At 47.6% G+C, this 13,209-nt stretch carries 10 protein-coding genes; 9 read left to right on the top strand and 1 reads right to left on the bottom strand.

Annotation, left to right across the window (positions count from 1 at the left end; genetic code table 11):
* The first annotated feature begins 138 nt into the window (after nt 1-138).
* The 5 genes from AOU00_RS04785 to AOU00_RS04765 all read left to right on the top strand — a co-directional run bounded on the left by AOU00_RS04785 (nt 139) and on the right by AOU00_RS04765 (nt 5,144).
* Entirely contained in the window at nt 139-1,275 is a 1,137-nt protein-coding gene (locus AOU00_RS04785; protein WP_061829692.1) for an N-acetyldiaminopimelate deacetylase, read from the top strand.
* 76 nt (nt 1,276-1,351) lie between these two features.
* On the top strand, nt 1,352-2,461 hold the full coding sequence (locus AOU00_RS04780) for an ABC transporter ATP-binding protein (protein WP_025720927.1): 1,110 nt from the start codon (nt 1,352-1,354) through the stop codon (nt 2,459-2,461).
* Nucleotides 2,451-3,263 carry an ABC transporter permease gene (locus tag AOU00_RS04775; RefSeq protein WP_023989586.1) on the top strand — a complete coding sequence of 271 codons (813 nt, stop codon included), beginning with the start codon at nt 2,451-2,453 and terminating at the stop codon, nt 3,261-3,263. The genes AOU00_RS04780 and AOU00_RS04775 overlap by 11 nt, the downstream gene beginning before the upstream one ends.
* Nucleotides 3,253-4,074 carry an ABC transporter permease gene (locus AOU00_RS04770; protein ID WP_013311255.1) on the top strand — a complete coding sequence of 274 codons (822 nt, stop codon included), beginning with the start codon at nt 3,253-3,255 and terminating at the stop codon, nt 4,072-4,074. The genes AOU00_RS04775 and AOU00_RS04770 overlap by 11 nt, the downstream gene beginning before the upstream one ends.
* Nucleotides 4,071-5,144 (top strand): ABC transporter substrate-binding protein, encoded by a 1,074-nt coding sequence (locus AOU00_RS04765; RefSeq protein WP_028542540.1) that lies wholly within the window; start codon nt 4,071-4,073, stop codon nt 5,142-5,144. The genes AOU00_RS04770 and AOU00_RS04765 overlap by 4 nt, the downstream gene beginning before the upstream one ends.
* 515 nt (nt 5,145-5,659) lie before the next feature.
* Here the strand turns inward: AOU00_RS04765 and AOU00_RS04760 are convergent.
* On the bottom strand, nt 5,660-6,823 hold the full coding sequence (locus AOU00_RS04760; RefSeq protein ID WP_069290059.1) for an aminotransferase A: 1,164 nt from the start codon (nt 6,821-6,823) through the stop codon (nt 5,660-5,662).
* A 183-nt stretch (nt 6,824-7,006) separates the two neighbouring features.
* On the opposite strand from AOU00_RS04760, the gene AOU00_RS04755 reads away from it, so the two are divergent.
* The 4 genes from AOU00_RS04755 (at nt 7,007) to aspA (ending at nt 13,154) form a co-directional block, all read left to right on the top strand.
* Complete coding sequence (locus AOU00_RS04755; protein WP_069290058.1) at nt 7,007-10,387, top strand: S-layer homology domain-containing protein; 3,381 nt, start codon at nt 7,007-7,009, stop codon at nt 10,385-10,387.
* 115 nt (nt 10,388-10,502) lie between these two features.
* On the top strand, nt 10,503-10,904 hold the full coding sequence (locus AOU00_RS04750; protein ID WP_061829696.1) for a VOC family protein: 402 nt from the start codon (nt 10,503-10,505) through the stop codon (nt 10,902-10,904).
* Nucleotides 10,905-11,013: 109 nt separating this feature from the next.
* Complete coding sequence (locus AOU00_RS04745; protein ID WP_069290057.1) at nt 11,014-11,544, top strand: GNAT family N-acetyltransferase; 531 nt, start codon at nt 11,014-11,016, stop codon at nt 11,542-11,544.
* 200 nt (nt 11,545-11,744) lie between these two features.
* Nucleotides 11,745-13,154, top strand: a complete 1,410-nt coding sequence (aspA, locus tag AOU00_RS04740) for an aspartate ammonia-lyase (protein WP_061829699.1) — start codon at nt 11,745-11,747, stop codon at nt 13,152-13,154.
* Nucleotides 13,155-13,209 lie beyond the last annotated feature (55 nt).

Genomic DNA, 13,209 nt, shown 5'->3' with positions numbered 1-13,209 from the left:
TCAGAAGCATGATGCACTGACAGCATAACTTAGGGACGAAGCACAACGGACAAGGCTCGGCGGCTGCGCCGGGCTTTTGTCCTTTTGTTCTTTTGCCAGATAAGAGCTGATGAGCTATAAAGAGGAGGCGTAGCAGCAATGAGTACGGTCGACTATCGTTCTTTTGTCCAAATACGAAGGGATTTACACCAAATTCCCGAACCGGGTTTTGAGGAATACAAAACACAACAATATTTGCTGGATTATTTGGAAACGCTCCCTCAGGAGCGGTTGGAAATTCGTACATGGCGTACGGGCGTGTTAGTGTTCATTCATGGAACGGCTCCTGAACGCCGCTATGGATATCGTTGTGATATGGACGGTTTGCCTATTGAAGAAGAGACAGGGTACGATTTTCGTTCGACCCATCCCGGCTATATGCATGCTTGTGGACACGATTTACATATGACGATTGGATTGGGAATTGTTACTCACTTTGCAAGCCATCCGATTAAGGATGACCTGGTTGTGTTGTTTCAACCGGCTGAAGAAGGGCCGGGCGGAGCCTTGCCTATGCGGGACAGCACGGAGCTGGCAGATTGGATACCCGATGAAATTGTCGCGCTACATGTTGCACCTGAATATCCTGTTGGCACAATTGCGACTCGCCCGGGCATCCTATTTGCCAATACGTCGGAGCTTTTCATCGACCTGAAGGGTATGGGTGGGCATGCTGCGTATCCACACAAGGCGAATGATATGGTAGTGGCTGCTTGTCAGCTGGTGGGACAATTACAGACGGTTGTAGCCCGTAATGTGAATCCACTCGATGCAGCGGTCATTACCGTGGGTAAGGTTAGCGGAGGCACGAAGCAAAATATTATCGCGGAAACCGCCCGTTTGGAGGGTACGATCCGAACGTTGTCAGCCGATACGATGAAGCTGGTTAAATCACGGATTGAAGCACTAGTGCGTGGTTTGGAGGCTGGATTTGAATGTCATGCCGAGATTCATTATGGCTCCAATTATTTGCAAGTGTACAATGAAGCCAAGGTGACCGAGGAATTCATGAACTGGGTCCGTAATCGGCAGGATGTGCAGCTTATTGAATGCGGAGAAGCGATGACCGGAGAAGACTTTGGATATTTTCTGGAGCGAATTCCCGGTCTGATGTTCTGGCTTGGTGTGGATACGCCTTATGGTTTGCATCATGCCAAGCTGGAGCCTGCGGAGGAAGCGATTGGTGTAGCCATTCGTGTGCTGACAGACTATTTTACATGGAAGTCTCAAGGGTAAATGATGCGCCCTGAATAAATAGGTTTAATGAAAAGAATGAAATGGAATGAAGTCGAATTTTTTGAAGGAGGGTGTTATGGGAGAGCAAACCATCATCCGATTTGAACGGGTGACCAAGCAATATGACAACGATCCCCCAGTGCTGGCGGACGTCAGCTTTGAGATTGAGCGTGGTAAATTTTATACACTGCTGGGGCCTTCCGGCTGTGGTAAAACGACGATTCTGCGTATGATTGCAGGTTTTGCGGAGCCGACAGAAGGCTCTATTTATTTAAATGGAAAACTCATTAATCGTGTTCCAGCCAATGAGCGGCAGGTCAATACGGTTTTTCAAGATTATGCGCTATTTCCGCATCTGAATGTGTTTGAAAATGTAGCCTTCGGTCTGCGAATTAAAAAGATGAACAAAAAGGACATTCAGGAGAAGGTGACACAGGCGTTGTCCTTTGTCAATCTGGAAGGCTACGGCGAGCGGGAAATTTCTGAGATGTCCGGGGGACAGCGTCAGCGTGTAGCCATCGCACGGGCTATCGTCAATGAACCTGATGTTCTCTTGTTGGATGAACCATTGTCTGCACTGGATTTAAAGCTGCGTACTGAAATGCAGTACATTTTGCGCGAAATGCAGCAGCGCCTTGGAATTACCTTTATTTTCGTTACGCATGATCAGGAGGAAGCACTGGCCATGTCGGACGAAATTTTTGTTATGAACAAAGGTAAGATTGAGCAGAGTGGTACGCCTAATGATATTTATGATGAGCCGATCAATCGGTTTGTTGCTGATTTCATCGGCGAATCCAATATTGTCCCAGGACGGATGATTGCAGATTATCAAGTGGAATTTAACGGTCGACAGTTTGAATGTGTCGACGGAGGATTACGTCCGAACGAACCCATTGAAATTGTGATCCGGCCAGAGGACTTGGAGATTACGAATGTTGCTGAAGGCAAGCTGCGTGTGAAGGTAGATACCCAATTGTTCCGTGGTGTTCACTATGAAATAAGCTGCTATGATGATTCGGGTCAGGAGTGGCTCGTGCATTCTACCAAAAAGGCGGAGCTGGGCAGTGAAATCGGTCTGCGATTTGACCCGGAAGCGATCCATGTGATGCGGTTTGGGGAAACAGAGGAAGAGTTTGATCGGCGCCTGGAAGCCTATGAAGAGGTGGATCAGCATGTCCGGTAATACAAGAGCAGCGTATCTGCTGCCTTACTATTTATGGATTGTGCTGTTCGTGGCAGCTCCGGTTGTACTTGTGTTTTACTATTCACTATTTGATGTGGATGGTCATCTCACATTCAACAACTATGCTCAGTTTCTGACACCTGTTTATTTGAGCATGACGCTTAGTTCGTTTTGGTATGCATTTCTGATCACTGTATTTTCACTGTTAGTTGCTTACCCGGCAGCATATTTGCTCACACGCACCAAGCATAAGCAGCTGTGGCTGTTGCTCATTATTTTGCCGACCTGGATTAACCTGTTACTCAAAACGTATGCTTTTATCGGGATATTTGGTACCTATGGGCCGGTGAATGCGGTGTTAGGTATGGTTGGGTTGGGAGGTCAGCAATTATTGTTTACCAGCTCCAGCTTTGTGTTTGTATCGGTTTATATTTTTGTGCCTTTTATGATTTTGCCCATCTATAACGCGCTGGAAGGGTTAAACCCTTCATTGCTGGACGCTGCCCGAGATTTGGGAGCCTCCAAGTGGACCGCGTTTCGTAGGGTTATTTTCCCGTTAACGCTTGCGGGTGTGCGATCCGGTTGCATGGCTGTGTTTATTCCAGCGTTGTCGCTGTTTATGATTACCCGCCTGATTGCAGGTAACCGTGTGATTACACTGGGGACGGCGATAGAGCAGCATTTTCTGGTTACTCAGGATTGGGGGATGGGCTCTACGGTTGCCGTGTTCCTGATTTTGGCGATGGGGATCATTATGCTGCTCACCTCGGGAACGAAACGGAGGGTGCGGCATGGTAAATAAAAACCGGTTCGGGAATATTTATTTGGTGATTGTTTTTCTCGTGTTGTACGCACCTATTTTGTATTTGATGTACTATTCCTTCAACAGCGGCGGGACGATGCATGAGTTTGAAGGTTTTACACTCCAATATTACAAAGAGGTGTTTGCAGACACTCGCTTGATCATTATTGTCATTAACACCTTGGTGATTGCTCTGCTGTCGTCTGCGTTGGCTACGATTATTGGCATCATGGGGGCACTGGCTATTCATCAGATGCAGAACCGTCGAGTCAAAAATACGCTGCTATCGCTCAATAATGTATTGATCGTGAACCCGGACGTCATTATTGGCGCTTCCTTCCTCATTTTGTTCACGATGGTCGGGATTAAGCTGGGTTTCTACTCCGTTTTATTATCCCATATTGCATTTAGTGTGCCGATTGCAGTCATTATGATTTTGCCGCGGTTGCAGGAAATGAGTCCATCTCTGGTCGATGCCGCGCGTGATTTGGGTGCCAGCCGAATGGATGTGCTGACCAAGGTAATTCTACCCTTTATCAAGCCAGGGATTTATGCGGGCTTCTTTATGGCGTTAACGTACTCGCTGGATGATTTTGCGGTGACCTTTTTTGTGACAGGCAGTGGCTATTCGACCTTATCGGTGGAAATATACTCACGTGCCCGGCAAGGGGTTTCCCTGTCCATCAATGCGCTATCCACGCTCATTTTCCTATTTACTGTGCTGCTGGTGGTGGGTTACTACTTTATTATGCGCAAGGCGAATCGTAATGGTAAAAAAGAGCCTGCGGCAGAAATGGGGGTGCCTAGATGAAGTCACTTGTGCGCGTGTTTCTGTCGATTTTCATCATCTCGTTTGGGCTGATGGGGGTGGCCGCATGGTTGAATTCCAGTCAAGGCTACTCCGGTGGTAACACACTGACGGTGTACAACTGGGGAGACTACATTGACCCTGAGCTGCTGGAACGGTTTCAGAAGGAGACGGGGATTACTGTCATTTATCAGACATTTGATTCCAATGAGGCGATGCTGACGAAAATCGAGCAGGGAGGAACTTCGTTTGATGTAGCGGTTCCCTCGGAATATGCTTTGGCTAAAATGAAGCAGGAGCACTTGCTGCTCCCGTTGGACCACAGCAAGCTGCCGAATTTGAAGCATGTGGATTCTCATTTTCTAAACCTTTCGTTCGACCCGAATAATGAATACTCGGTACCGTATTTTTGGGGTACAGTCGGGATTGTGTTTAACCCGGAGCTGACGAAAGGCATTGATTTTCATAGCTGGAACGGTCTGTGGAATCCAAAGCTGCGTAATAATCTACTGTTGGTTGATGGTGCGAGGGAAGTCGTAGGGATGTCACTGAACAGCCTTCACTATTCCCTGAACGATACGAATGAGGCACATTTGCAGCAGGCTTTGACGAAGTTGGAAAAATTAGCGCCCAATGTCAAAGCGGTTGTCGGTGACGAGATTAAAATGCTGCTGGCAAACGAGGAAGCCGCTGCCGGGGTAGTATGGTCCGGTGATGCGTCTGAAATCATGGATGAGAACGAGAAGCTCGATTACATCGTGCCAGATGAAGGCTCCAACTTGTGGTTTGATAATATGGTTATTCCAAAAACCGCTACTCATGTGGATGCAGCCCATAAGTTCATCAATTTCATGATGCAGCCCGATGTAGCCGCTCAAAATGCCGAATTTGTAGGATACTCCACACCCAACGAGGATGGAAAGAAGTTGTTGCCTGAAGATATCTCTGGTGACGAGCGTTTTTACCCTCCGTCCGAAATTACAGACAAGCTGGAAGTATACAACAATCTGGGCAAGCGCATGCTCGCTCATTACAACGAATTGTTCCTGCAATTCAAAATGCATTTAAAGTAGGGGAGTGGCGTTGGGATTAGGAGTTGGTGCTTTAAAGGTCGCTGCGGTGGCGGATGGTGCTTACCATCGCTGTTAAATTCCGATTTTTATGATTGAATATTTAAAGGTTAAAATCGGAATTTAAAGGCGACCGCTTTGCTTGTCCAGCCCCATTCCGCCCCCTCCGCTGCGCCGTGCTTAAAGCTAGTCACCCATGAATCCCACACCCAGGTGAGGGAGTAGAGGAAGAACGAACAGGCCCTTGAACCACCCGTGTAGGTGGTTCAAGGGCCTGTTTTGTTTATTCACCGTGTAAAGCAGTGAGTATTGTACTTCTTTTCCCCATACTTCACACACGTTAGAGAATCGTGGGACTTTAAGGTGGGCAGTGAGCGAAGCGGGCCATTTGAATCTGGAGAAGCGACAGCGTTCGCCTTTGCTGTGGGATTCTTACCTATAAATGTTTTATCTAATCCAAGAATCCCCCAGCAACAGCGATCGGAAGATCAAATGGACTGCGTAGCGCCTCTCCCACCTTAACTCCTCACAATTCCCCTAACAAACCTCTCTATTTTATCCAACCCTTGCTCCAGCACATCCTGTCCGTAAGCATAGGACAAGCGAATGTATCCTTCGCCATAGGAAGAAAAGGCATCTCCAGGTACGACAGCAACTCCATGCTCTTCCAGCAGCTTCAAGGTAAAATCCATCGAGCTTAATCCAAAATGGGCGATGGAAGGGAAAAGGTAAAAGGCTCCCTCGGGTTTCTCCAGCGGGATACCCATGTCTGTCAGCCTACCATGTACATAATCACGACGCTTGCGGTATTCCTCACGCATCGGGAGTGCATCATCGACACCAACAGTCAAGGCTTCCAGGGCAGCATATTGGCTAATCGAGCTAGCACAGGTTACGTTGTACTGATGGACTTTGACCATGTGCTGTGTAATTTCAGCGGGTGCAAGTGTAAAACCAATGCGCCATCCCGTCATGGAATGTGATTTGGACAGACCGTTAATGACGATGGTGCGCTCCCGCATACCTGGTAGAGCTGCAATGGACACGTGGGGGGGTTCGTAAATAAGTTCACTGTATATTTCATCCGAAATGATAAACAGATCGCGCTCCTTCAGTAAATCTGCGACCGCTTCCAGTTCTTCGCGGCTCATCACTCGTCCGGTTGGATTCGAAGGATATCCGAGAATGACTGCTTTTGTCCGTTCGGTCAGATAAGGCTCCAGCACCTCGGCCGTGAGCTTGAAGCCGCTGTTGCGGGTGTCAGCAAACACTGGAATGCCGCCTGACAAGCGGATCAATGGCTCGTACCCTGGGTAGATCGGCACTGGCAGAATGACTTCATCGCCCGGTGACAAAATCGTGCGTAAGGTAATATCCAGCGCTTCACTGGCTCCGTTCGTTACGATCACCTCATCCTGTCCACGGTAATTCAGGCCGTATTTACGAGCTACAAACGCCGCTGCGGCTTCTCGTAATTCCGGCAGTCCCGGATTAGGTGTATAGGAGGTGCGTCCTTCGTTAATCGCCCGATGGGCAGCTTCCATAATATGCGCAGGGGTAGGGAAATCCGGTTGTCCGATCGTTAATGACAGGGTTCCGGGTAATGCGGCAACTTTGTTGGCGATTTTGCGGATGCCGCTGATTTGAATGTTTTTAACCTGATCGTTAAGCAAATGCTCCATAGCGTATGTGCCACCTTTTTCTGTATTAGAACAAGTTTACAATAATTTGATCTGAATATGCTACGGCAAGAAGAATTCATTTTACATAATTCAGGTACTAAATTGACTAATTTATGGTATCTTAAAAGATGAATATATTTGTAAGCGTAATCATAGTAAAAATGGGGAGGGGAGTATCTTTTGATGAAACAAGAATACATAGAAAAAATATTACCTACGAAATTAAAAAGGTTCGGGATCACATGGCTCAGTGCCATACTGCTGCTTTCAGCTGGAGGGCCGGCAAGGTTGTCCAGTGGAAAAGCTTCGGCAGAGCCTGCATCTTTTGCAGGAAAAGAGGTGCAACCTTCACCCGTAACTGTAGGGGCAAGTGTATATGCAGATGTCTATTTTCCTAAAAAGCTTCGCATCCACGATGTACAGGGGGCAGCACACCGTTCTCCATATGAAGGACAAAAAGTAACGGATATTGAAGGCGTTGTCACAATGGTGAAGGGGAGCAGCTTCTATATCCAAGAGTTGGATGATCAAGTGGATCAGGATGAAAAAACATCCGAGGCCATTTTAGTGTACAAGCCTAGTCACGGTGCACAGGTAGGGGATGAGGTAAGGGTTAGCGGTTCGGTAAAGGAATACACGGAAAGAACATATGCGAGCAAGCCAATCGACCTGACAACCACAGAAATTGTGGCTTCTTCGGTTAAGGTAATTGCCAATGACCGTCCAATGCCAGCTCCAATTTTGCTAGGAGAACAGGGACGTGTGATGCCGACATCTTTGGTGGATAATGACGGAATGACAGTGTTTGATCCACAGGAGGATGGCTTGGACTTTTTCGAAAGCCTGGAAGGCATGCGTGTAGAGTTGAAGGATGCCACTGTGATTGGTCCTTATGGCTATGAAATTCCAGTCCGAATTGATAACGGTCCAAATACAGGTGAGGTTGTAACGGAGGCAGGTGGACTCATGCTGACAGAAAGAAGTCTGAACCCGCAACGGATTCTGATTGATGCGAAGCCTTCGACACCGTTGAAAACAGGCGATCGTTTTGCGGGTTCTATCACAGGTGTGGTGAGCTATAGCTTTAGCAATTATAAGCTGCTGCCAGAGCGTATGCCGGATGTTGTACCTGGCGGCCTCCAGCCAGCCAATACGCGTTTGATAGGGGATGATCGTAAGCTGACAGTAGCTTCTTTTAATGTGGAAAACTTCGATCCCGGTGATGGAAAACGGATAGATCAGCTGGGACAGGCTATCGCTGTAAATTTGAATCATCCGGATATCATAGGATTGCTGGAAGTACAGGATAATAACGGTGAGAAAGATGATGGCACCACAGACGCTTCCGAAAGCTTCCGCGTGCTCATAGAGGCGATTCGTGCTCATGGAGGCCCGGAATACAATTTTACAGATATTGGCCCTGAAAATAATAAGGATGGCGGTGCCCCCGGTGGCAACATCCGTGTTGGCTTCTTGTTCAATCCGCAACGTGTTACGCTGACCGACAAGCCCAAGGGGGATTCAGTTACGTCTGTCACTTATGGAGTGCAGGGACTTTCCCTCAACCCGGGTCGGATTGATCCCCTGAATGCGTCATTTGAAGACTCACGCAAGCCGTTGGCCGCTGAATTTGAGTTTGAAGGCCAGCAGGTGATTGTGGTCGCTAACCATTTTAATTCCAAAGGGGGCGATCAAGCGCCATTTGGAGGAATTCAACCACCTGTGCGAAGCAGCGAAATACAGCGTGCGAAGATTGCAACGATTGTGAATGGCTTTGTAAAGTCGGTACTGCAAGTAAACCCTAAGGCCAATATGGTGGTGCTCGGTGACCTGAATGATTTTCAATTTTCGGAAACGCTGGCTTTGCTACGGGGGCAGGAATTGACCAATCTGATTGACCATTTGGATGAAAAGGAACGGTACTCTTATATTTATGAAGGTAACTCGCAAACATTGGATCATATGCTGGTCAGCCCGTCACTGAGCCAAACATCCGTGCTGGATATCGTTCATATGAATGCAGACTTTAGTGCGGCGGACGGGCGGGTCAGTGATCATGATCCGTTGGTTGCGCAAATAGATTTGTCGCGCAAAACGGAAGAACCACCGACAGAGGTTGGGAGTGGCCGAAATGACGATGATGATGAGGATCAGCAGGATAACGAGGGAAATGGTAACACTGGAAATGGCAGTAGCGGTAACGTGAATGGAACGGTAAATGGACAGGGTCAGACTGCCAGTAGTGAGCCCAATGGAAGCAGCCTGTCTGGTACAAATGTGGTGCAAGTTAAGTCTGTAATGACCGGAGTGGAGAAAAACGGACTGAAAAAGGCAGTTGCTCAAGTAACAGCTGCTGAAATACAAAAGGCCATTCAAAATGGTGCGAAGGGTACGCTTGTGATCCGTGCAGGGGAGCAAGTAGAAGCGGGGACGTACGAGGTTCATTTAAACGGGGAAGCTTTGGGAGCCGTCTTGAACGACCGTATTCGTACCCTTCGAGTGGAAACGTTACAGGGTGGTTATGAAGTAGCAACAAGTCGTTTGTCTCTTCAGAAACTGGCTGATACCTGGCAGGTGCCTGTAAAACAAATTTCCTTGAATTTTTCCATCGCTTCGAACGAAGAGCTGGCTAAACGCTTGGATGTTCCAACAGGGCGTACACTGTTACAGGCTTTGGATATCGCCGCTGAGCTGAGAAGCGAGGATGGACGGAAACAGCTTTTGGCAGGTAACGGAGACTCTGGTAGAGGGTATGAACGTTATCTGTTACGTGTTCCTGCAATGGTCGATACAGACCAGCTTGCTGTAGTGAAGGTATCATCGACCAACCAAGTCGGACAGCTGTCCTATCAACCCGTTCCTTTTCACACTTCGAGTGAGGAAATAACCGTGTATGGACGTTCGGGAGGGACTTACGCTGTGCTTGATGGCGGGTCTTCTGGTGAAGTCAGATCGTTCATGGATATATCCGGCCATTGGGCGCAGCAGGACATTACACGGCTGGCAACTCGCCTGCTTGTGACGGGGACCCATTCAACAGCGTCTACAGCTAGTGCTACTCGTGAAAGGGACTTAGCGAACGTGCATTTTGAACCTGAAGGCCAGGTACGACGCTCTGAACTGGCAGCGATGCTGGTTCGTGTGCTTGGACTGGAGCGTACAGATCGCACGCTGACGAGCTTTGACGATGTTCAATCCAAATCGTGGTATGCGGATTCCGTACGTACCGCAGCAGCAGCTGGGCTGATCAACGGCTATACTGACGGAAGCTTCCGTCCTGATACCCCGGTATCGAGGGAGGAACTGGCTGTGATCATAGAGAGAGCCTTGCGCTTCGCTGGGAACACAGAAGAAAATACAAGAGAAGTGAGTGAAAGTATATCCGTATCATTGTCGGATGCGCAGGAGATTTCTACATGGGCAGCTCCGGCTGTGAAGACTTTGTCTGGACTAGGTATTCTGAGGGGAGACGAGAAAGGCCGTTTTGGCCCGGCTACATCCGTGACGAGGGCAGAAGCTGCGGCTGTATTATCTCGCACGCTGGATAAGCTACATTGGGAATAGGAGATTTCCCTATACAAATGTCAGATTGATTGACTTTATACGATAGTTAAGTTATCTTTTGTGGAGAGGTAGTATGATAAATTAGAATGAATGACAAATGAAGAGGTGAAATGTCGTGGGAGTAAAAGCTAAACAAATTTTTGTGAATTTGCCAGTTAAAAATCTGCAACAGTCCATTGATTTTTTCACTACCATCGGATTTGAATTCAGTGCTCAGTTCACTGATGAACATGCAACCTGTATGGTTGTTAGTGAGCATATTTTTGTCATGTTATTGGTTGAAGAACGTTTTAAAGCGTTCACGACAAAGGAAATTTCAGATGCCACAAAAAGCACAGAAGCAATTGTTGCCTTATCGGTGGAGAGTCGAGAAAAGGTAGACGAGATCGTCCACAAGGCTTTGGAAGCGGGCGGCAAGCCCTCAAACGAACCTCAAGATCATGGTTTTATGTATGGATGGAGCTTTCAGGATTTGGATGGTCATCTGTGGGAGTTCTTTTATATGGCAGAGCAGTAATGGAAATGAGAATGATGAAGTAAGCGAAGTATTATGGAAAGTAAACTATCCTAAAAAGATAGTTTACTTTCTTTATTGTATATTATCGAACCCATCGGGAGGAATCACAATGTCTAACGAAATGAGAGTCTACCCTGTTCAAGCTCTGGATGAAGCCCTGGTAGATTCGCTAAGTCGACTGTTAATCGACGTGGTTGCAGACGGTGCATCTATAGGTTTCTTACCCCCATTAGGTTATCAGGAAGCAGCAACTTATTGGAACAATGTACTTGAGGACGGCGTAGTTCTGTGGATTGCCGAGAAGGACGGAGTACCTGTAGGGACGGTCCAGCTTCATTTGGCTCAAAAAGCTAACGCTATTCATCGTGCGGAAATTGCAAAGCTTATGGTACATCCGTCCGGTCGCAGACTGGGGATCGCACGACAGTTAATGAAGGCAGCGGAAGAAGAGGCACTAAGTCAGGATAGAACGTTACTGGTGCTAGATACGCGGGTGGGTGATCCCTCCAATGGACTATACGAGGCGATCGGGTTTGTAGAAGCTGGTGTTATTCCGGGTTATGCTCAATCAGCCGATGGTCAGCTTCATGCCACTCGATATTATTATAAGTCATTAAATCCGTATTCAAGTCATAGCTGAGCATTTACCGAATAAGTGTGGTATATAGGGGTAATCATAACTTGTCATAGGATTACATAGCTTTTTCCGCGTTTATTCAACTGGAAAAGCACGGGAATAGAAACGTATAATGAAGAGGGGATCAGAGAAGGTCTTTTTATGTCAATTTGGCTGTACTGAACTGAAGAAACGTAGCAAACACAGCGGAGGAATCAGAGAATATGAGGTTGGAACATGATTTTTTAGGTACCAAGGAAGTGCCATTAGATGCCTATTATGGTGTACAAACGCTGAGGGCAAAAGAAAATTTTCCAATTACAGGCCAAAGACTGCACCCTGAGTTGATTAAAGCCATGGCGATCGTGAAAAAGGGAGCAGCGACGGTGAATATGGAACTAACCCGTTTACACCGCCCCAAAGCAGAGGCCATTATTCAGGCTGCTGATGAGATTATACAAGGACAGTTGCATGATCATTTCATCGTCGATCCGATTCAGGGCGGCGCAGGCACGTCCATTAATATGAATACAAATGAAGTGATTGCGAACCGCGCGTTGGAGCTGATTGGCAAGCAACGCGGAGATTACCAGGAGATCAGTCCTAATAATCATGTTAATATGGCGCAATCGACGAATGATGCTTTTCCTACAGCCGTACACTTGGCTGTACTAAGTATGATTGATAAGCTGTTAGCTACCATGAGTGAGCTTCAGGAAGCATTTTCCCGCAAGGCAAATGAGTTTGATAGTGTGATTAAAATGGGCCGGACTCACTTGCAGGATGCAGTGCCGATCCGATTAGGACAGGAGTTTCAGGCTTATGCGCGTGTGCTGGGTCGTGATATCGGACGCGTCCGTGCGACCAAGCAGCACCTGCTAACGATTAATATGGGTGCAACTGCGGTGGGTACTGGCCTGAACGCAGACCGTCGTTATATTCAGCGTGTCGCAGAGGTACTGGCAGACGTCAGTGGCTTCCCTGTGGAAGCTGACGAAAATCTTGTAGATGCTACACAAAATACGGATGCTTATACTGAAGTGTCTGCCGCCTTGAAAATTTGTATGATGAATATGTCTAAGGTGGCAAATGACATCCGTTTGATGGCTTCCGGACCACGTGCGGGTCTGGGGGAACTGAGTCTGCCTGCCCGCCAGCCAGGGTCATCCATTATGCCGGGCAAGGTAAATCCGGTGATGTGTGAGGTCATTAACCAAATTGCTTTTCAGGTCATTGGTAATGATCATACAATCTGCTTGGCTTCAGAGGCTGGTCAGCTCGAGCTGAATGTAATGGAGCCCGTACTGGTGTACAACCTACTGCAATCGCTGGAAATTATGAAGCAGGGCTTCCACGTCTTCCGCATTCATTGTGTAGAAGGAATTGAAGCGAATGTGGAGCGTTGTCGTGAATATGTAGAGAACAGTGTAGGCATTATTACAGCGCTTAATCCGCACCTTGGATATGAGGTGGTATCACGCATTGCTCGCGAAGCAATTACGACTGGGAAATCGGTGCGCGAGCTGTGCTTGCTGTACAATGTACTGACCGAGGAGGAGCTGGACATTATATTGGACCCGTACCAAATGACTCAGCCTGGTATTGCCGGAGAATCTTTGCTGAATCGCGAATAATAATGCGGAGTATGGAGTTTAGACAGCTTTGAGGCAAGACGAAGATAGCCCCGTC

This window comes from Paenibacillus polymyxa, from assembly GCF_001719045.1.
Lineage (GTDB): Bacteria > Bacillota > Bacilli > Paenibacillales > Paenibacillaceae > Paenibacillus > Paenibacillus polymyxa_B.
This window is presented reverse-complemented; position numbering and strand designations above follow the sequence as displayed.